Source organism: Streptococcus sp. IsoGale021 (assembly GCF_031142795.1).
Taxonomy (GTDB): Bacteria; Bacillota; Bacilli; order Lactobacillales; family Streptococcaceae; genus Streptococcus; species Streptococcus hominis.
The window spans coordinates 1-20,949 of sequence record NZ_JAKZJH010000009.1 but is presented as its reverse complement, the minus strand read 5'-3'; the positions used below and the strand labels follow the sequence as shown (position 1 = coordinate 20,949).

Genomic DNA, 20,949 nt, shown 5'->3' with positions numbered 1-20,949 from the left:
CCTTTGGTCGCTTGAGCTAGCGCTATACTTTATTTAATTATATCTTCAGCATCAACAACTCTGTAGCCTCGTTTCTTTAATGCTTGCGCAAAAAGACCACTGCCCTCTATTTTTCGACCAGAAAAATGACCATCGTAAATCTGGTTGACACCACAAGAGGGACTTCGGGACTGAAGAATAGCCAAGTCAATGTTTTTTTCAGCTAAACTCGACAATGTGTGATCAATTCCTACTTGAAATTCTTTATCATAAAAATTCCCATTAACATCACATGGCCGCCCTTTTAAAATCTCTACTGGCTCTCTTGGAACTGGTAAGCCGCCCGCAACTTCCGGGCACACTGCTAAGACATCTTTATCCGCAACAAAGTCAATAACAGCTTGATTATAATTATTGCCTCCATTGTACTTGCAATTTTCTCCAAGCAAACAGGCACTAACTAGTATACATTTTTTATTTTTCAAGAGCCTTGCTCCCAATATCAGTTCTGTAGAAAAGTCCAGTCGTGTCTTGTTTGTCGAGTTGGGCGTAAATTTTTTCCTGCGCAGCCTGAACACTGTCGGCTGTGGTGACCAGCATGTAGACTCGGCCGCCATTGGACAGCAGTGCTTTGCCATTTTCATCAAACTTGGCGCCCGCATAGTAGGTGATGATATCACCGTCGGTCTTTTCTGGCAAGATTACACCTTTTTCGTAGGCAAGTGGATAACCTTCAGAAGCCACGACAACGCCCAAGGTCACACCGCTGTCCGTCCAGGTCATATCTGGCTCCTTGCCCTCCAAAATGTCCGTGATGTTCTGCGCCAAGTCAGAAGTCAGGCGTGGCAGAATAACCTGCGTCTCAGGATCACCAAAGCGAGCATTAAACTCAATGACCTTAGGGCCTTCCTCGGTCAGGATCAGGCCTGCATAGAGGACACCGACATAAGGTCGCCCTTCTTTAATCATCCCCTCCAGCACTGGCTTGACAATGGTGTCAACCGCAGTTTCAACCACGCTTGCTGACAGATGTGGCACGGGCGCATAAGCACCCATACCGCCTGTATTAGGACCCTTGTCACCGTCATAAGTACGTTTGTGGTCCTGAGCCGTTGGCATGATGTAAAACTTGTCACCATTAACAAAGGCAAAAAGAGAAAATTCCTCTCCAGTCAAAAATTCCTCAATCACCACACGCGCACCAGAATCGCCGAATTTATTGTCTAAAAGCATTTCATGCGCTGCTTCGACCGCTTCTTCCACCGTTTCAGCGACTACCACACCTTTCCCCAAGGCCAAACCGTCCGCTTTCACCACGATTGGAGCGCCCTCTTTTTCGATATAGGTTTTAGCTTTTTCAAAGTCTGAAAAAGTTTCGTAGCGTGCTGTCGGCACACCGTATTTTTTCATGATTGACTTAGCAAAATCCTTGGACCACTCCAGCTCCGCAGCCAGCCGAGTCGGACCAAAAGCCTTAAGTCCAGCCTGATTAAAATCATCAACGATACCTGCCGCTAGCGCATCATCAGGACCAATGAAAGTCCAAGCAACATCATTTGCTTTAGCAAAGTCAATCAGCGCTGCATGTTCAGAAATCCCAATCGAAACCAACTTAAGACCGTCCAAGGTCATCCCGTCATTTCCAGGAGCCACAAAGACCTGCTCCACCTGCGGTGACTCCAACAACTTCTTAGCAATCGCATGCTCACGACCACCCGAACCAACAACTAAAAGTTTCATGATTTCCCTCTTTGCGAATTATTTATATCAATTATACCATAAATGTTCGTTTATACCTTTATTTATCGTGGAATATTTTGATGACAATGAAATTTCGCTATCATTTTCTAATTTTTCAATTCAGTTTTCAATTTTTTCATCTTTTCCCGAATAATCTAAATGGAACTATCCAAATTATTTATTCAAAGGAGATTTATGAAGAAATACAGTCAATTATTTTTACTATCTAGCACTATTTTGGGCGTTTTTTCTGCTCAACTAACTGCTCAAGCCTCGGAAGCAGATAATGCTCAAAAAAGCTCAAATCCAGCAACTCTTGCTAGCAACATTACCGTCAATGTTTCTGGAAATACAGCTTCTATTAACTACACACGCTCACAGACACAAGTTCCTTACACCATTTACCATGCTGTTTGGTCTGATGAAAATGGGCAAGATGACATTAAGTGGTATTCCGCGCCCCAGACACCAACTACAGCTATTGATTTGCGTCAGCACACTGGTTATGGAACCTTTCATGTTCACACTTATATCAATATCAATGGAAAAATGGTCGGTTTAAACGGAACGACTTTCAAAGTAGAAAAACCAGCTAGCGGCACGGTTTCTACAACCGTTTTAGGAAAGACTGCTCAAATATCCTTTACTCGAAACAAAGATCAAACAAATGCCAATATTTTACACGCTGTTTGGTCTGACGAAAAAGGACAAGATGATATCAAGTGGTATACAGCAGGGCAAGACACAACAGAAATTGACTTATCCAATCATAAAGGATACGGTGTTTACCATGTTCATACTTATGAAAGTAAAAACGGAAAGATGATTGGATTAAATGGCACCACTTTTAACCTTGAAAAACCAAACCCTACTATCCAAACTAGTTTTCCAGAACCTGGCATCATGGATATTCGGATAAAAAATGTCCCTGAAACAATCTATAAACTTACTGTTCCAACTTGGTCTGATAAAAACGGACAAGATGATCTTCAATGGTATGCAGCTACTAAAAATCCTGATGGAAGCTACAATGTTAGAGTTGAGCTAAAAAAACACAACTATGACACAGGAACTTATCACATTCATCTTTACGGAGAAAGCTATGTCAAACCAGAGTTTACTGGCTTAGCTGGAATCACTGCCCAAGTTGATGCTGATAAATTGCCTTCTGAAGAAGAGCAAAAACCATTCTTCTCTGTTGAAAATATCAATCAAGAACAAGGGACTTATACCGTCAAAGTTAGGGAAACTTCAAAGTCCAAACCGATTCAATCTGTCCGAGTACCTATTTGGAGCACGAGCAATCAAAGCAATATCAAGTGGTATACAGCCACTAATCACGGTGACGGAACATTTACGGCAGCATTTGATATTCGCAATCATCAAGTTTTGTCTGGAACATACACCAATCATATTTATGTGAAATATAAAGACGGTAGCGAGCATAGTTACGCAACGGATTCGGTTACTATGTCCGCAGAAAAAATTAAAACCAAAGTATCTGTCGATAAACGCTCAACTTATCTTTATGAGGTGACAGTGACAGATGCCTACGGTGACGGAACAATTACCCTACCGACTTGGTCTGAAGTCAATGGACAAGACGACATTCAGTGGTACACTGCTACTAAAGCTGGAAATGGAATTTACAAATTCACAATTGATACGCAAAAACACAATGGCAGCGGGCTTTTCCATACACATGTCTACCGCAATCTCAACGGTCAAATGATTGGACTAACTGGTACGAGCTATCAAGTAGAGAAACCTGCTGTTTCTTTCCAACCAAATTATGCCGCAGCAACGACTTATCCAAAAGGGCAATGCACTTGGGGCGCCAAAGCTCTTGCGCCTTGGGCTGGCAATTACTGGGGCAATGGTGGTGATTGGGCTGCTAGCGCCAGACGAGCTGGTTTTAAAACCGGTACAACTCCACAAGTAGGGGCTATTATTTGTTGGACAGACGGTGGTTACGGTCATGTTGGAGTTGTTACTCACGTAGCCTCAAACACACGCATTCAGATTCAAGAGGCCAACTACGCTGGGAAACAGTATATTGGCAACTTCCGTGGCTGGTTCAATCCTCATGCAGCTGGACAAGGAGCAGTTAGTTACATTTATCCAAAATAAGTTCCTCTGAACAACTTTAAAAACCTTGGAAAACAAATCCAAGGTTTTTATACTATTTTCAATGTCTAAAATGCCGTACGCCTGTAAACACCATGGCAATGCCATATTTATCAGCCATGTCGATAGACTCTTGGTCACGGACGGAGCCACCTGGCTGGATGATTGCTTTCACACCTGCAGCAGCAATTTCTTCAACATTGTCCGCAAATGGGAAGAAAGCATCACTAGCAAGGACCGCACCATCAAGACGGTCTTTCGCTTGGTCAAGAGCGATACGAACAGAAGCCACACGATTGGTTTGACCAGGACCGACACCCAGTGTCATGTGGTCATTTGTCACGATGATACCATTCGATTTCACATATTTGATCGCTTTCCAAGCAAATTCAAGCGCTGTTTTTTCTTGGTCGTTTGGTTGTCGTTTGGTTACAACCTTCCAATCCGCTGGATTTTCTTCAATAACATCTTGGTTTTGAACCAAAAGCCCACCGACAACACCCGTGTATTCTTTTTCAATTTGGCTAGCTTCTTGAGCTTCAAATGGCAATTGAAGAATCCGCAAGTTTTTCTTCTTCGTTGTCAAGATTTCAAGGGCTTTTTCTGAATAACTTGGTGCAATGATGATTTCAAGGAAAATAGCGTGCATTTTCTTAGCAGTTACTGCGTCAACTTGGCGATTCAACACAACAATTCCACCAAAGATTGAAACTGGGTCAGCTTCATAAGCGTAATCCCAAGCTGTTTCAATTTCGTCAGCTTGTCCGATACCACATGGATTCATGTGTTTAAGAGCAACAACAGTCGGGCGGTCTTTGAAATCACGGATAATACGGATTGCAGCGTCAGCATCGCGGATGTTGTTAAATGACAATTCTTTACCGTTTAATTGTTTAGCAGAAGCAATTGAGTAATCTGTTGGCAAAGCTTTTTGGTAGAAATCCGCGTCTTGTTGAGGGTTTTCACCATACCGCATGGGTTGTTTCAAATCATAAGTGAGGGTGAGTTTTTCAGGTTTTGTTTCTCCGACTTGTTTTGTGAAATATTCCGCAATTAAAGCGTCGTAAGCTGCTGTGTGACGGAAAACTTTGGCTGCCAAGCGCTGACGCGTTTCAAAGTTTGTTTCACCATTAGCTGTCAATTCATCTAAAACAACATCGTAGTCAGCTGGGTCAACAACAACTGTAACACTAGCATGGTTTTTAGCAGCAGAGCGAAGCATGGATGGACCACCGATATCAATGTTTTCAACCGCATCAGCATAAGTCACATCTGGTTTCAGAATAGTTTCTTTGAATGGGTAAAGGTTAACCACAACAAGGTCAATCAATTCAATGTGATTATCTTTTGCAGCTTGAAGGTGGCTGTCAAGGTCGCGACGAGCCAAAAGGCCGCCGTGAATATTTGGATGAAGTGTTTTCACACGACCGTCCATCATTTCTGGGAAGCCCGTTACATCATCAATGGCGATAGTCTCCACACCTGCTTTATCAAGCGCAACTTTTGTTCCACCAGTCGAGATAATATCCCAACCAAGTTTTTTCAATTCTTGAGCAAATTCAACAATGCCCGCTTTGTCTGAAACACTGATTAGTGCACGTTTTGTCATTTCAGTCCTACTTTCTACTTCTTTTTGTAAAATATAAACCACTCAATAGCAATACTGGCAATAAGCCCGATAGAATAAGCCAAGCAAAGGCGTAACGGATTTTCAAGATTACCAAATAGTACATTTACTATAAAGGCAACGACAATAAAAGTTAATACAAACGCCAAAATCTTTTTTATCATCATAATCTCCTAATAAGCTAGCATTGCTAATAGCTACGCTATCAAATACACTGACTACTTTTTCTCAACTCCTAAGCTCTCTAAAACTTCTGGATAGAGTTTATACTCTGCTTCATGAATGCGAGCTTCAAAACTGTCAATAGTATCATCAGCCAGACGAGGCACACGAACTTGTTTAATCACTTTTCCGGTGTCAACGCCATTGTCAACCCAGTGAATGGTCACACCGGATTGACTGACACCAGCATTCCAGGCATCTTCAATCCCATGAGCACCTGGAAATTCTGGCAGATAAGCTGGGTGAATATTGATGATACGGCCTTCGTAAGCTGCTAGCAGAGTCGGACCAACAATCTTCATATAACCAGCTAGACAAACCAAATCAATATCATTTTTTTCAAGCAAAGCAACAATAGCCTCCTCGTAGGCTGCTTTATTGTCAAACTCTTTGAGTTCAAAAGCATGAGCTGTCACACCGAGTTTTTCTGCACGTTCTAAGACATATGCATCCCTGTGGTCTGAAAAGACAAACTCAACTGGAAATTGCTCTGCAATGACTTGAAAATTTGACCCATTACCACTCGCAAAAACTGCGATTTTTTTCATTATTTAATCACCACACTTGCATCAGCTTTTTTAACGATACGACCAAGTTCGTAAACTGGTTCGTCAAGCAATTCTTTCACACGCTCAACCTTATCAGGGCTAACTGCCAACATCAAACCAATACCCATGTTAAAGATTTCAAACATTTCTTCGTGTTTGATGTTACCGTGTTTTTCAAGAGCTTTGAAAATTGGAAGAACAGGAACTTTATCTTCTTCGATTTCAGCAGCTAAATCATCCGCAAACATACGTGGAACATTTTCGATGAAACCACCACCAGTGATGTGAGCAATACCGTTAACCAATTCTTCCTTGATAAGCGGAAGCACTGCTTTAACGTAGATACGTGTTGGTTCAAGAAGCACTTCTTTTAATTTTTTGCCTTCAAGTTCAGGAAGCACTTCTTCACCTGTGTAATCAGCAAAGACACGACGGACAAGTGAATAACCATTTGAGTGAATCCCACTGGAAGCAAGTCCAAGAAGAACATCACCATCAGAAACTTTTGACCCGTCAATGATTTGGTTTTTTTCAGCCACACCTACTGCAAAACCAGCCAAATCATAATCATCTTCACCATACATACCAGGCATTTCAGCAGTTTCACCACCGATAAGAGCTGCGCCAGATTGAACACAACCTTCCGCAACACCTGCAACGACTTGTTCAAGTTTTGCAGGTTCATTCTTACCCGTTGCAATGTAATCTAGGAAGTAAAGTGGTTCAGCACCAGCTGCAATGATGTCATTGACACACATGGCTACACAGTCTTGGCCAATTGTATCGTGTTTGTCGTACTTGATAGCCAGCATGAGCTTGGTTCCGACACCATCAGTTCCTGAAATCAAAACAGGTTCTTTCACGCCAGTTTTTGTAAGGTCGAACATCCCACCAAAGCCACCAAGAGCTCCCATAACACCTGCACGTTCAGTACGCGCAACGTGTTTTTTGATACGTGCAACAACTTCATAACCCGCTTCAACATCAACACCAGATTGAGCATAAGCATTTTTTGTCATAATAATTTTCCTTCTCTTTTTTTGTCAAAAAACCGTATTGGAGATTGCGACGTTTTTTCAGTCAAACCATTCTTTTGACTGAAAAAGCTAGTCAGGTCTTTAGCTTTGGTCCCATAGGACAAAGCGTCCACTGACAAATGCTTTAGCCTTTAGTCAGTGGTAAGACGTGGAGCATAAGCATTTTTTGTCATAATATTTTTCTCCTTTTAGGAAATAGCAGAGCTATTAAACAGTTCTATTTATTTTCATTAACTTCATGAATATAGAAGCTTGTTTTTTCTTCTAAGCTCTTGAGGTAAGGTTCTTCGTAATCGTAAAGTGGTGTTGGATACTTACCGTCAAAGTAAGCTACACACAAACCACCATTTGGCGCATCTGTATCAATACCGATTGATTCAATCAAACCGTCAATTGACAAGTAAGTCAAGCTATCAGCACCGATAATCTCACAAACTTCATCTTTGGTATGATTAGCTGAAATCAATTCACGACGATTTTGAATATCGATACCGTAGAAACATGGGTATTTCAATTCTGGACTACCGATTGCCACATGAACTTCTGTCGCACCAGCTTCACGAAGCAAACGAACGATACGACGCGATGTAGTTCCACGCACGATAGAATCATCAACCATGACCACGCGCTTACCTTTAACAACACCAGATACGGCTGAGAGCTTCATGCGAACACCTTGCTCACGCAACTCTTGTGTCGGTTGAATGAAAGTACGTTGTGTGTACTGATTTTTCACCAAGCCCATTTCATTTGGGAGACCTGATTCTTCAGCAAATCCCATCGCTGCTGAAAGTGATGAATTCGGTACACCAACGACAATATCAGCTTCATGTTGAAATTCCTGTGCCAAACGTTTCCCCATATTTTTACGAGCCGTGTGAACATTGACACCATAAATATCACTGTCAGGTCGTGCAAAATAGATGTATTCCATTGAACAGATAGCAAGCTGAGTATCCATCGTGTAGGTATCGTACCGAATGCCATTGTCATCAATAATAACCATTTCACCAGGTTTCACATCTCGAATCCACTTGGCACCAACCACTTCAAAGGCACACGTTTCACTTGATACTACCCAAGCACCATTTGCCATTTGCCCAATTGACAAGGGACGAAAACCATTTGGGTCAAGCGCAGCAATCAATTTATCTTCTGTCATCAAAAGATAAGCAAAGCCACCTTTGACAGTGTTCAACGCTTCTTTGACTTTACCGATAAATTCAGGATTATGGCTACGGCGAATCAAATGCATTAGAATTTCAGTATCAGATGAGGCATTAAAAATCGCCCCTTGGTCTTCCAATTCTTTTTTCAATGATACTGCATTTGTCAAATTACCATTGTGGCAAAGCCCAAATTGCTCGTCTGTAAAGTTGTAAAGAAATGGTTGAATATTATTAATAGACGCAGAGCCAGCAGTCGCATAGCGAACGTGACCAATAGCAGCAGTTCCTGTTAATTTTTCCAAATCAGCAGGATTTTTAAATACTTCTGAAAGAAGACCAGTATTACGGTGCTGAAGAAGTTTGCCCTTATCGTTTGTGACAATACCAGCACCTTCTTGACCGCGGTGTTGAAGACTGTGAAGTCCAAAATAAGTCACTTGAGCTGCTTGAGGATGCCCCCAAATCCCAAAAACACCACATTCTTCATTTAGAGATTTAACTTCGTATGTCACTGACATTTCCTCTTATTTTTCTGTCATTTTTATGCTCAATCATTATCAAAAGAATCCGAAATCATAGTTTCTTTTGATATTTGACGAGTATTATTCCCCTGTAAAGTAACGCACAGCACTTGCAAAGAGATGTTGGTCTTTATTTCCTGGAATATTTTGGAAAAGACCGTCTTCATAACGTTCTGAATGTCCCATTTTACCAATGATTTGACCGTTCTTGCTGGTAATCCCTTCAATCGCATTAATAGAGCCGTTTGGATTGTATTTAGAATCCATGCTTGGTTTGCCATCAAAATCCACGTATTGGCTGAAGATTTGTCCGTTGTCACGGAGTTCTGCAAATTCTTCATCTGTTACGACAAATTTCCCTTCACCATGTGATACTGGGATTGCATGAATATCACCAACTTTGACACCGGCAAGCCAAGGTGAGTTCGTATTGGAAATACGTATTTCAACCATTTTCGCCACATGTTGGTTGGCATCATTATAGAAGAGTGTCGGACTTGTTTCGGTCGCTTCTTCAAAGTTACCGTATGGAAGTAGGCCTGATTTCACAAGCGCTTGGAATCCATTACAGATACCGATAATCAGCCCGCCTTTTTCAATAAAGCTATCAATCGCTGCGCGGACTTTTTGGTTTAACAAGATGTTAACGATGAATTTAGCAGAACCGTCTGGTTCATCAGCGGCTGAGAAACCTCCTGCAAAGAAAATAATATTTGCTTTACAGATGTTGTCAACCATTGTGTCAACAGATGCTTCAATTGCTGCTTCATCAAGTGTCACAAATGGTACCAGATTCACTTTTGCTCCAGCTTGTTCAAAAGCTTTTGCTGAATCGTATTCTGAGTTTGTACCAGGGAAGACTGGAATGTAAACAAGTGGCTCTGCTACTTTCTTACTTGCTTTAATAACAGCATCAGAAGCAACAGCTGGAACGACTTCAAGTTTAGTACTTTGTTCAAATTCAGTTGGGTAAACGTCTTCAAGTGTTCCTTCAAAGGCTGACAGAAGTTTATCTCCTGCAAGGTTGACACCATTGACAGTAAGTGTAAAGTCAGATCTTGTTTCACCGATTTTGTTAACTTCAGCAATTTCTTCAGCAGATGTAAAAATAAAACCGCCAAGTTGTGCTGTCAAGCTAGTCGCAAGCTCTGCCAATTCTACTTTAGCTCCGATATGGTTACCAAAAGCTGCAAGTACCAAGCTTTCAATCACCCCACCATATTTAACAGCTGAAGCTGATGTGATAGGATGTGCTTTTTGAATCGCTTCAAATTTAGCAAAATTAGCTTTAATCAAATCAAAATCAATCTCTTGTGAAATAGCTTGCCCTGGAATGTAGTAAATGTATTCACCAGCTGCTTTAAATTCTGGCGAAAGAACATTACGACTATCAGCCGTTGTCACACCAAAAGCAACCAATGTTGGTGGTACTGTCAATTCTTCAAAAGTCCCTGACATGGAGTCTTTACCACCGATTGATGGTAAACCAAGTTGCAATTGCGCTTCGATTGAACCAAGAAGAGCTGAAACTGGTTGTCCAAAGCGTTCAGCTTGTTTGTCCATACGTTGGAAATACTCTTGATAAGAGAAACGTGTTTTAGACCAATTCGCACCTGTTGCCACCAAACGCGATGTTGCTTCGATAACAGCATAGGCAGCACCATGATATGGTGACCATTCAGCAATATAAGGGTTGAACCCTTGTGCCATAACTGACGCTGTTGTTGTTACACCGTTTTGAACAGGAAGTTTTTGAACTGAACTTTCTGTTGGTGTGATTTGATAACGACCACCAATCGGATGATTAACCGTTGAACGACCAACAGAGCTATCAAAGATGGTTTGTAAACCTTTTTGACTAGCATGGTTAAGGTCAGAAAGAACATTTACAGTATCAGATTCAAGTGTCGCAGCTGAAGTTGTACGTTGTTCTGGCATATCAACTTGACTGTCAACAACATTCGCATCAACTACCACGCGCACACCGTTTGTATCAAGGAAACGACGTTCAATATCAACGATTGTTTGACCATTCCAAGTCATAACAAGATTTGGTTTTTCAGTAACTGTGGCAACCACTACCGCGTCAATATTTTCTTTATGACATTCTGCCACGAAAGCCTCAACATCTTTGGGACGAACCACAACAGCCATACGTTCTTGTGATTCAGAAATGGCAATTTCAGTTCCGTTAAGCCCTTGGTATTTCAAAGGCACTTTGTTAAGGTCGATTTCAAGACCGTCAGCTAATTCACCAATTGCCACACAGACACCACCAGCACCAAAGTCGTTTGATTTTTTAATAAGACGCGTCACATTACCATTGCGGAAAAGACGTTGAATCTTCCGTTCTTCAATAGCATTCCCTTTTTGAACTTCTGCGCCAGCTGTTTCAACAGATTCAACGGTTTGGACCTTAGATGAACCAGTTGCACCACCAACACCGTCACGACCTGTTTTACCGCCAAGAAGGATTACCACATCGCCTGCTTCTGGTTTTTCACGGACAACATTCCCTTTAGGAGCTGCACCGACAACGGCACCAAGTTCCATACGTTTAGCGACGAATCCTGGGTGGAAGTATTCTTTAACGTAAGTTGTGGCAAGACCGATTTGATTCCCATATGAAGAATAACCATGTGCCGCTGTCTTAGAAATCACTTGCTGCGGCAATTTGCCGGCACGCGTCTCAGCAATCGGTGTTGTAATATCACCAGCACCTGAAATACGCATTGCTTGATAAACATAAGAACGTCCTGACAATGGGTCGCGGATTGCACCACCGATACACGTTGCGGCACCACCAAATGGTTCAATTTCTGTTGGGTGATTGTGTGTTTCATTCTTGAACATCAAAAGCCATGGTTCTTTAACACCGTTCACATCAACTTCGATTTCAACCGAACAAGCATTGATCTCGTCTGATACTTCCATGTCATCCAAACGGCCATTGGCACGCTCGTAACGACCAAAAATAGTTGCCATATCCATAAGCGTTTGCGGCTTTTCAGAACGTCCAAGTTCAGCACGCATAGCAATATATTTATCATAAGTTGCTTGCAATTGTTTTTGGAATTTAGACGATGAGAAATCAATATGCTTCAGCTCAGTTTCAAAAGTTGTGTGGCGGCAATGGTCTGACCAGTAAGTATCCAACACTTTCAATTCTGTTTCCGTTGGCACGCGCCCGATGGATTTGAAATAATCTTGGATGAAGACAAGGTCATCCACTTCCATTGCCAAACCTTGCTCAGTTTTATAATCAGCAAATTCAGCCGCTGTATAAGTCTTGAAGAAATCAAGATTTGGAATCGTTTTGTCCGACTCTGAAAATGCTTGCGGTGCAATTCCTGTCGTAATATCTTTAAAACGAGAATCTACTGGATTAAGAAGATAATTCTTAACCGCATCAAGTTCAGCAGTATCAATATCTTTGTTAACAAGATAAAGTTGAGCCGTATTAACCGTTACATCATTACTGCTGCCAAGAAGGAGTAATGCTTCTTGTGATGAAGCCGCACGCTGATCAAATTGACCTGGAAGTGATTCGATGGCAAAGAAAGCATAGTTAGCAAGTTCAGCAACCACATCACTTTCAGCCAAAATAATATCAGTTACCTGTTCAGAGAAGATGTGCTTTTCAGCACGCTCAAAAAGCGAATCTGCCAAGCCAAACACATCATACACTTGAATAATACGCAAATCGGTTAAACTCGTTAATTGAAGATTGTGTTTGAGTTCTTTAACAAGCGCCTGAGCCTTAATGTTAAAATTTGATTTTTTCTCAACGAAAATTCGTTTATTCATTTTTTACCCTTTTTAGAATTCTTCTTTCTACTTAATTAGAAATCACAGTTTTTAGTTAAGCCCTTTGAGTTTTTCAAGGACAACTTCGTAAACATCTGTCAAACTACCTAAATCACGACGAAAAACATCTTTATCCATGTGGTGACCTTCAGCATCCCAAAGACGGCAGTTATCTGGTGAAAATTCATCCGCAAGAATAATGTTGCCATCTTTGTCTTTACCAAATTCCAATTTGAAATCAATCAAATTCAGACCAATTTGGCTGAACCAATCTTTCAAAAGGTCATTAATACGACGTGTTTCTGCTTTGATATAAGCAATATCTTCATCACTTGCAATACCAAGGAATTTTACGTGTTCATCATTGATAAATGGGTCATCCAAATCATCATTTTTGTAGTAAAATTCAACGATTGGAGTATCTAATTTAATTCCTTCTTCAACACCAAAGCGTTTTGAGAATGAGCCTGCAGTGACATTACGCAAAACAACTTCAAGCGGAATGATATCCACTTTTTTGTTCAATTGTTCGGTTTCTGACAATTGTTTAACAAAGTGAGTTGCCACACCTGCTTCATTCAATTTCGTAAAAATGAAAGATGAGATTTGATTATTAAGAACGCCTTTACCTTTAATCGTCTCTTTACGAGCACCATTAAGCATGGTCGCTTGGTCTTTGTAATGTGCAATAATAAGATTTTCATCATCTGTCAAAAATAAATCTTTAGCTTTTCCCGAATATAACAAATCACCTGTCATTTTAATATTCGCCTTTCACATTTTTCTGACTTAAGTCTATCATATTCAAAAAGGATTTTCAAGAAAATACCGTACAATATTCGCAAACACCAAAAAACAGCTGGGGTTTCAGCTGTTTTATCATATTTTACTTTATTTAGTCAATAAAATGTTCGTTTTTATGCTCTGTTCAAGTTTTTCTGCACGCAAGCGACAACATCACTCACATTCTTCAACTCATCTATATCTTCGTCTGAAATTTCAATGCCAAATTCATCCTCCACAGTTAGAATAAATTCCATCAAATCAACAGAATCTGCTTGCAGGTCATCTTTCAAACTGAGGGTTTGAGAAACTTGAAATTCCTCACCACGACTTTCCTGAATAATTTCTACAATTTTTTCATAAATTTTTTGTTCTGTCATTTTGCCTCTCCCGAAAATTCGTTTACTGCTTCTCCGACAACATCTGTTTCCAACATCGTACGAATTTGGCGAATCGTGCTATAAACTGCTTTTGCATCGCTCGCTCCATGCGTTTTAACAACAGGTGCTTTTACTCCAAATAAAACAGCACCGCCTACATCAGAATAATTTAAACTACTCTTCAAAGACTTTAGACTATCTTTCAGCAACACTGCACCTAGTTTTGCTTTCCAGCCACCGTCCAAAATGGATTTTTTAAGCTGGCTCATAATTCCCATGGCTGTTCCCTCCATGGCTTTCAACACAGCATTACCTGTAAAGCCATCCGCTACCACAACGTCTGCCACATGATCCATTAAATCACGCGCTTCCACATTTCCAATAAAATTTAGCGAGGCGTCCGCTGCTAACAAATCATACACTTCTTTCCGCAAGGAATCCCCCTTACTTGCTTCTGTCCCATTGTTTAAAAGCCCTACACGTGGTTGGTTGATTCCACGGACATTTTCAGCATAAAATGACCCTAAAATAGCATACTGATGCAAATGATGAGCTGTATTTTCTGCATTGGCTCCCAAATCCAACATATCAAAGCCTTTGCCATCTGTCGTTGGTAATGTGGACATCAATCCCGGACGATCAATATTCTTGATACGACCAACAATGAAAAATCCCGCAGCCAAGAGCGCTCCTGTATTTCCGGCAGAAAGTATCGCATCTGCTTCTCCATCCCTTACTGCTTTTGCCGCTAGCACCATGCTGGCATTTTTCTTCTTGCGAATTGCTTTAGTTGGCTCATCATCTGAATTGATTTTTTCATCTGTATGAACAATACGAACCCGCTCAGTTGCCTTTAAATATTGCTTGATTTTTGCTTCATCTCCATAAAGAATGACTTCAATATCCGAAAAATCGTTCAGTGCTTGATTGACTCCCTCTACGATAGATTGTGGAGCATAATCGCCACCCATGGCATCAATTGCTATTTTTTTCATTTCGACTCCTTGTTCTTTAAAATTTTTCCCCAGTCTCCCAGAGAATCAATAAATTTTTTGGGCTTTAGATGAATCCCAACATATTCTTCATAAATTTGATCAATCACTTTTCGTAATTGTCGTTTTAACTCAGGCTTCAAAGAAATGTTCTCCAATTCACTAAATTGAACCGCTTGAAATTGGTCTAATAAATAAGGAATGTTGGGATCCAAATGACTCCGTCGCTCATCTTTGCCATAATGCTCCGGACATAAAACACCGTTATAAGTAAAGGAAAAATCAAACGGTAGCCCTACTCGGTGGCAAAAGCAGCATTCATGGAAATTCAAAGAAATTCCAAAACGTGACAAAATTTGAATTTCAAAAATATTGGTCAGTACCTCATAATCCAGCCCCTGTTCCATCAGCTCCAACGTTTTTTGCAAAAAAGCAAAGAGAGCCGAATCTATTTCATTATCCTGAATACTAGTGTCCGCTAGAGCTACCACATAAGTCGCATAAGCCATTGTAAACAAATCATGATTGATATGCTGGAAAGTCGTAACCTCTTGATAATCATCGATATAACTCAAACCGTCATCATTTATTTTCATCAAAAAATCGGCCACTACCAATGGTTGGACAACCGGATTCAACTTAGAATTTCTAGCATGTTTCACGAAAAACATTCGCTTACCAGCTTGCTCTGTGAAAATTTTGACCAGTTTATCATTTTCTCGGAAATTACGATTATAGAGAACCAAACCTTTACTTGTGATGGATTTCAGCATACTCCTCCATATATTCCTTAAGCCGCTTCATTGCTTCCTTTATCGTATCCATGCCGGCCGCATAAGAAAGACGTACATAACCTTCCCCATACTGACCAAAAGCAGCACCAGGAATGAAAGCAACTGCTTTTTTTTGTGCAAAATCCTTCAAAAAAGCAAAAGAATCTTGATTGTAGCCAGCTGGAATCTTGGCAAAAATGTAAAACGCACCATCTGGTTTGATAATCTTAAAGCCCAGCTCCGTCATCTTTTCGATAATGTAATCACGACGCTCAATATATTCCCTTTTCATCGGCTCTGCATCATCTTTACCCGCTGTCAATGCCTCCACTCCTGCAAATTGAGCCATCGTGTTTGCAGCTGTCACCAAGTATTGGTGGCTTTTAATCAATTGAGCCGTAAAAGCAGCTGGGGCAAAGGTGAAACCTAGACGCCAGCCTGTCATCGCATGCGATTTAGACAAACCATTAATCACAATCGTTTGCTCTGGTAGAAATTCTGCAATAGATACATGTGGCTGATCGGTATAAGTCAACTCAGAATACACTTCATCACAAACAACAAAGACATCATACTTTTTCAATACATCGGCTAACGCAGTCATTTGTTCTCGTGAATAAGTCACTCCTGTCGGATTAGCTGGATAATTTAAAATCACTGCTTTAAGCTGATTTCCTTGCTCTAAAATCGCTTTTTCTAACATATCAGGTGTTAAAACAAAGTCATTTTCTGTCGTATCAATTTCGACAATCTCTGCTCCCACAAGATTGACAATCGGCTCATAACCCGGATAAGCAGGTGCAGGCAACAGTACCTTATCTCCTTCTTCTAAGATAGCTGTCAATGTCGCAGATAGAGCTTCTGTCGCTCCAATTGTCACTAAAATTTCTGTTTCAGGGTCATAAGAAAGATTGTATTTTTCTTTCACAAATTGACTAGCTGCCTGACGCAATTCTAACAACCCACTCATGCCCGTATAATGACTCTCGTTTGCATCAATTGCCGCTTTCGCAGCTTCTTTTACATGATCTGGAGTTGTAAAATCGGGCTCTCCCAATGTCAAACGAAGAACTCCAGGAATGCTCGAAATAGATTGATCAAATTGCCGAATCAAAGAAACTTCAATTTTACCTAAATTTTTGTTAAAACGTTTCGTCAAATCCATATTTTACCTCCAAAATCTGATAGAACTATTATACTATAAAACCTAAGTCATAGCAAAAATATCATAATATTGAGAAAATTCATCACTTATCATCTGATTGAAGCAAAAGAATCACTCCAGCTATCAGAGTGATTCCTATCTAGATGTTCTTACATTAAAGAGCCGTTAAAGTTTCAAATAATGGCGAAAGAGGACGTTTTTCATGGATACGTACAATCGCCTCTGCCAAAAGATGAGCAATTGAAATTTGTTCAATTTTATCAATTAAACGTTCTTCCGGCAAATAAATTGTATCTAACACGACCAATTTTTTAATCGCTGATTTCTGAATATTATCCATAGCAGGACCCGAAAGTACTGGATGAGTACAGCTTGCATAAACTTCTACCGCACCTGCCTCAGCAAGTGCATCAGCAGCATGGCAAATTGTCCCAGCTGTATCAATCATATCGTCAATTAAAATACAAGTTTTGCCTTCCACTTTACCGATGATATTCATTACCTCACTCGTATTCATCTTATCTACACTACGTCGCTTATCAATAATAGCAATCGGTGTTTTCAAAAATTCAGCTAATTTACGAGCGCGCGTCACACCACCGTGGTCAGGGCTAACAACTACATAATCGCTACCTGTCATCCCACGACGTTCAAAATAATCCGCAATGAGAGGAGCCCCCATAAGATGATCTACTGGAATATCAAAAAATCCTTGAATTTGAGCCGCATGCAAATCAATTGTCAGCAAACGATCAACACCAGCTACTTGCAACATATTTGCAACTAATTTTGAAGTAATTGGCTCACGCGCGCGTGCCTTTCGGTCTTGACGAGCATAGCCATAATAAGGCATTACAACATTGATTGATTCAGCACTTGCACGCTTTAAAGCATCCACCATAATTAAAATTTCCATCAAATTATCATTGACGGGCGAGCTCGTGGACTGCAAGATAAAAACATGTTTTCCACGGATAGATTCTTCGATGTTTACTTGAATCTCCCCATCAGAAAATTGACGCACAGTTGACTTCCCAAGCTCCATACCAATCTCTTGAGCAACGCGTTCAGCCAGTTCCTGGTTAGACGACAGAGCAAAGAGCTTTAAATCAGAAAACGACATGATTTCCTCCAGTATATATTCGTTTCTTTGTAAATCAGTTACAAATTTCTCCATCTAACATTGTAACCCTTTTTAGTGAGTTTTTCAATCAAAAATAAAAAACGCAAGATGCGCTTTTTATCTTTCTATTCATTAATTTGGATAGATGTAAGTAAATGAACCTTGTCCTGCAGCAGCTGGATTGAACCAACCACGATAATTTCCAATAGCTTGATTACCTGCATAGTTTGCTTCAGATACTTGAATACTTGTAGCTGATTGAACAGCTGTTACAACAGCAACGTGTCCATAACCACCATCGTTCCATGAAATGATTGCACCTACTTGAGGTGTTGAACCTGTACGGAAACCAGCTGCAGCCGCACTTGCTGCCCATTGAGCTCCATTACCCCAATAATCACCAGCCCACGGAGCTAATGTTTTTGCTCCCCATGTACATTGACCAACTGGATAAGTTGAAGCAGATGAACTATATGTAGGACGACTCACAGTTCTAGTAGTAGCTGCTGCTTGTTGCGTCACATTTGTTTGAGTTGGAGTAGCTGCTGCACCACTATTGTTGTTTACAGCTTGTACTTGGGCTGCAAAACTTGTATTAGCAGAAGAAGCTACAGCTTGTTCTTGCGCTGCTTTTTGTGCTTTATAAGCTGCTTCTTGTGCTGCTGCCTCTTCAGCTGCCTTTTGTGCTGCTGCTTTTTGTGCCAACAATGAGTTCTTTTCACCTTCAGCAGTTGCTTTTTCTGCAGCAAGATTCAACTGCGCTGCTTTTAGTTCAGCTTGCTTAGTAGACAATGTTTTTGCATCATTTGCAAGTGTTTGTTGATTTGCGATAACAGTATTTATCGCTTCATTATTGGCTACTTGTTTTTCAGAAATAGCTTTTTTATCTTGTTTTTGTTGTTCCAACATTTTGTTGTTTGCTGAAACGATTTCGCTCATAGCAGAAACACGTGAAATAGCTTCTGTAATTGATTTTGAATTTACAATTGTATTGATATAGCTTGTAGCCGTACCGCTCGTTTGAGCACTGCGTGCTTGATTAGCCAATGATTCATTACGCGCTACAATATTCTTAGACAACGTTTCGATTTCAGCCGATAATTTTGTTGATTCAGCTTGAAGTTTTTCGTTTTCAGCTTTCAATTTTTCTTGTTGAGATTGAATAGATGAAACTTGAGCTTGAATTTGATCTACTTGAGCTTGAGCTGATTTTTGTTGATCATTCAAACTATTAATTTTACTATCTTGTGCAGCAATCTTGTCATCAGTAGAATCTGCATGTACATTTACAAGAGACGCTCCCTGTGCAAGAACCATTGTACTTAATAAGATTGATGTAAGTAATTTTTTCTTCATAAATGATTATACTCCTATTCAATAAGACAATTATAAGTATAACAAAAAAAGGCGCTGAGTATGTTACGCCTTTATTACATTTCTATTTCCAATTCATCATAAAATCTTATCATAAATATATCTTCTCCAAAATTGGTTGAAGCAACAAAAAGAATAGTAAATTTGAGACCATTGTCGGAGCAATTGTATAAACGATAAAATCTGCAAAAGACATTTGAATTAGATGGATAACATTTGCCAAAGCGAACGTAGCCACCTCAAAGAAAAATACTAAAATGGCAACTGTTAAAAAACGACTAACTCGATTAGACATCAAAACAGAATTATATTTACTAATAACAATCCCCGCTAAAGGCAACAATAGTGTCGAAATGCCGATAATATGAAAATAATATGCATCATACAACAAACCAATTAACAGCAACATGATAAAATTAGTATTTTCTGAAAGATTTATCGAAATATACAAAATAAAGATAAGCAAAAGATGACTTAGTAAGTGGATATTATTTGGAAATAAATTAGTCAAAAGATTTGAAAGATGACCATCTACTAACATCACAACAAATAAAACCAAAAAGGGTAAAATGTAGCTTTTAAAAAATTTCATATCAATTTCCTACTAATGTCACCACACGAATATCTGACAAATCCGCACTTGGTTTTACGAAGACTTCTTTTGTTAAATAGTCCGATTTTTCAGTAACAGAAAGGACTGTTCCAACCGGAATATTAGGAATGTTGTACGTTCCTAAACCACTGGTCACAACTTTCTCACCTTTTTTAATGGTATCCGAACTATTTAACTGACTGATAATAAAAGCAGATTTTTCTTTACTGTAGCCAACAATCACACCATAAATTGTGCTTGTCTCCGTTTGAATTTTTACTGAAATATTATCAACATTTTTATTATTGGTTAAAAGATTTACTCGGCTAGAATGAGAAGCGACATCTTTCACACTACCAATCAATCCACCATTTGCCACCGCTAGCATTGTATTTTGAATCCCATTTTGACGACCAGCATTGACAGTTAATTCAGATAACCAAGAAACCGGCATACGCGTAATAACATCAGATGAAACCGTTTTTTTTGACTCATAAAGATTTTTCATTTCTAATAGCTGTCTTAATTGAGCATTTTCATCTTTTAATGAAGCTGAATCAGCAGATTGTTCTTCTGCTTTAAATAAAGCTTTTTTTAATTGCTTGTTTTCTTTATATGTCCCTGATAAATCAGTCAAATCCGATTTAACATCCGCCAAAAAATTAAATGGTTTTGAAACAATATTATCCAAAATAGAAACAACATTAGAAGTTGCATTCACTACACCTAAAGAACGAGTAGTAACTAAAAGTACAGAAGTTACGATTATCAAAATAGCAGTCATAATAAGAAATTTGGATTTTTTCATACGATTCACTCTACTCCCACAATAGACACGCCAGATTCAACAGGTAACAGAAAAGGAGATAGCTACCGCTACACTCCTCAAATACGGAGAATGGGGGATTCGAACCCCCGCGCCAGTCACCCGACCTAACGATTTAGCAAACCGTCCTCTTCAGCCTCTTGAGTAATTCTCCAAAAATTATT

At 39.9% G+C, this 20,949-nt stretch carries 18 protein-coding genes and 1 tRNA gene; 1 reads left to right on the top strand and 18 read right to left on the bottom strand.

What is annotated here, in order from left to right; translation table 11 throughout:
- Positions 1 to 29 precede the first annotated feature (29 nt).
- Both RG565_RS07215 and purD read right to left on the bottom strand, forming a co-directional pair.
- Positions 30 to 464 carry a DUF523 domain-containing protein gene (locus RG565_RS07215; RefSeq protein ID WP_003032062.1) on the bottom strand — a complete coding sequence of 145 codons (435 nt, stop codon included), beginning with the start codon at positions 462 to 464 and terminating at the stop codon, positions 30 to 32.
- Positions 454 to 1,719 carry a phosphoribosylamine--glycine ligase gene (purD, locus tag RG565_RS07210; RefSeq protein ID WP_247937296.1) on the bottom strand — a complete coding sequence of 422 codons (1,266 nt, stop codon included), beginning with the start codon at positions 1,717 to 1,719 and terminating at the stop codon, positions 454 to 456. Before purD ends, RG565_RS07215 begins: the two co-directional genes overlap by 11 nt.
- 195 nt (positions 1,720 to 1,914) lie before the next feature.
- On the opposite strand from purD, the gene RG565_RS07205 reads away from it, so the two are divergent.
- Positions 1,915 to 3,849, top strand: a complete 1,935-nt coding sequence (locus RG565_RS07205) for a GBS Bsp-like repeat-containing protein (protein WP_247937297.1) — start codon at positions 1,915 to 1,917, stop codon at positions 3,847 to 3,849.
- A 58-nt stretch (positions 3,850 to 3,907) separates the two neighbouring features.
- Here RG565_RS07205 and purH read toward each other — a convergent pair whose 3' ends face one another.
- From purH to RG565_RS07125, 16 genes are all read right to left on the bottom strand, one after another.
- The gene (gene purH / locus RG565_RS07200; RefSeq protein WP_247937298.1) at positions 3,908 to 5,455 is read right to left on the bottom strand and encodes a bifunctional phosphoribosylaminoimidazolecarboxamide formyltransferase/IMP cyclohydrolase; all 1,548 of its coding nucleotides are present in this window, start codon (positions 5,453 to 5,455) and stop codon (positions 3,908 to 3,910) included.
- A 14-nt stretch (positions 5,456 to 5,469) separates the two neighbouring features.
- Positions 5,470 to 5,640 (bottom strand): phosphoribosylaminoimidazolecarboxamide formyltransferase, encoded by a 171-nt coding sequence (locus RG565_RS07195; RefSeq protein WP_247906690.1) that lies wholly within the window; start codon positions 5,638 to 5,640, stop codon positions 5,470 to 5,472.
- Between the two features lie 51 nt (positions 5,641 to 5,691).
- Positions 5,692 to 6,243 carry a phosphoribosylglycinamide formyltransferase gene (gene purN, locus RG565_RS07190; protein WP_247937299.1) on the bottom strand — a complete coding sequence of 184 codons (552 nt, stop codon included), beginning with the start codon at positions 6,241 to 6,243 and terminating at the stop codon, positions 5,692 to 5,694.
- Positions 6,243 to 7,262: a phosphoribosylformylglycinamidine cyclo-ligase gene (gene purM, locus RG565_RS07185; RefSeq protein WP_247906137.1), complete on the bottom strand. Its 1,020-nt coding sequence runs from the start codon at positions 7,260 to 7,262 to the stop codon at positions 6,243 to 6,245. Before purM ends, purN begins: the two co-directional genes overlap by 1 nt.
- A gap of 235 nt (positions 7,263 to 7,497) precedes the next feature.
- A complete protein-coding gene (gene purF, locus RG565_RS07180; RefSeq protein ID WP_247937307.1) occupies positions 7,498 to 8,961 on the bottom strand; it encodes an amidophosphoribosyltransferase in 1,464 nt (487 codons plus the stop codon).
- A 90-nt stretch (positions 8,962 to 9,051) separates the two neighbouring features.
- Entirely contained in the window at positions 9,052 to 12,777 is a 3,726-nt protein-coding gene (locus tag RG565_RS07175; protein WP_308937464.1) for a phosphoribosylformylglycinamidine synthase, read from the bottom strand.
- Positions 12,778 to 12,828: 51 nt separating this feature from the next.
- Positions 12,829 to 13,536, bottom strand: a complete 708-nt coding sequence (gene purC / locus RG565_RS07170) for a phosphoribosylaminoimidazolesuccinocarboxamide synthase (RefSeq protein WP_003032064.1) — start codon at positions 13,534 to 13,536, stop codon at positions 12,829 to 12,831.
- A gap of 158 nt (positions 13,537 to 13,694) precedes the next feature.
- Positions 13,695 to 13,940 carry an acyl carrier protein gene (locus tag RG565_RS07165; RefSeq protein ID WP_049533229.1) on the bottom strand — a complete coding sequence of 82 codons (246 nt, stop codon included), beginning with the start codon at positions 13,938 to 13,940 and terminating at the stop codon, positions 13,695 to 13,697.
- Positions 13,937 to 14,935 carry a phosphate acyltransferase PlsX gene (plsX, locus tag RG565_RS07160; RefSeq protein WP_247937301.1) on the bottom strand — a complete coding sequence of 333 codons (999 nt, stop codon included), beginning with the start codon at positions 14,933 to 14,935 and terminating at the stop codon, positions 13,937 to 13,939. Before plsX ends, RG565_RS07165 begins: the two co-directional genes overlap by 4 nt.
- Complete coding sequence (gene recO / locus RG565_RS07155) at positions 14,932 to 15,705, bottom strand: DNA repair protein RecO (protein ID WP_247937302.1); 774 nt, start codon at positions 15,703 to 15,705, stop codon at positions 14,932 to 14,934. Before recO ends, plsX begins: the two co-directional genes overlap by 4 nt.
- Positions 15,683 to 16,870 (bottom strand): pyridoxal phosphate-dependent aminotransferase, encoded by a 1,188-nt coding sequence (locus tag RG565_RS07150; protein WP_247937303.1) that lies wholly within the window; start codon positions 16,868 to 16,870, stop codon positions 15,683 to 15,685. The genes recO and RG565_RS07150 overlap by 23 nt, the downstream gene beginning before the upstream one ends.
- A 154-nt stretch (positions 16,871 to 17,024) precedes the next feature.
- Positions 17,025 to 17,993 carry a ribose-phosphate diphosphokinase gene (locus tag RG565_RS07145; protein ID WP_003040848.1) on the bottom strand — a complete coding sequence of 323 codons (969 nt, stop codon included), beginning with the start codon at positions 17,991 to 17,993 and terminating at the stop codon, positions 17,025 to 17,027.
- Positions 17,994 to 18,125: 132 nt separating this feature from the next.
- A complete protein-coding gene (gene pcsB / locus RG565_RS07140) occupies positions 18,126 to 19,349 on the bottom strand; it encodes a peptidoglycan hydrolase PcsB (protein ID WP_247937304.1) in 1,224 nt (407 codons plus the stop codon).
- A 109-nt stretch (positions 19,350 to 19,458) separates the two neighbouring features.
- The gene (gene mreD / locus RG565_RS07135) at positions 19,459 to 19,959 is read right to left on the bottom strand and encodes a rod shape-determining protein MreD (RefSeq protein ID WP_247937305.1); all 501 of its coding nucleotides are present in this window, start codon (positions 19,957 to 19,959) and stop codon (positions 19,459 to 19,461) included.
- Between the two features lies 1 nt (position 19,960).
- Complete coding sequence (gene mreC / locus RG565_RS07130) at positions 19,961 to 20,767, bottom strand: rod shape-determining protein MreC (RefSeq protein ID WP_247937306.1); 807 nt, start codon at positions 20,765 to 20,767, stop codon at positions 19,961 to 19,963.
- Positions 20,768 to 20,851: 84 nt separating this feature from the next.
- Positions 20,852 to 20,939 (bottom strand) — tRNA-Ser (locus tag RG565_RS07125).
- Between the last annotated feature and the right edge of the window lie 10 nt (positions 20,940 to 20,949).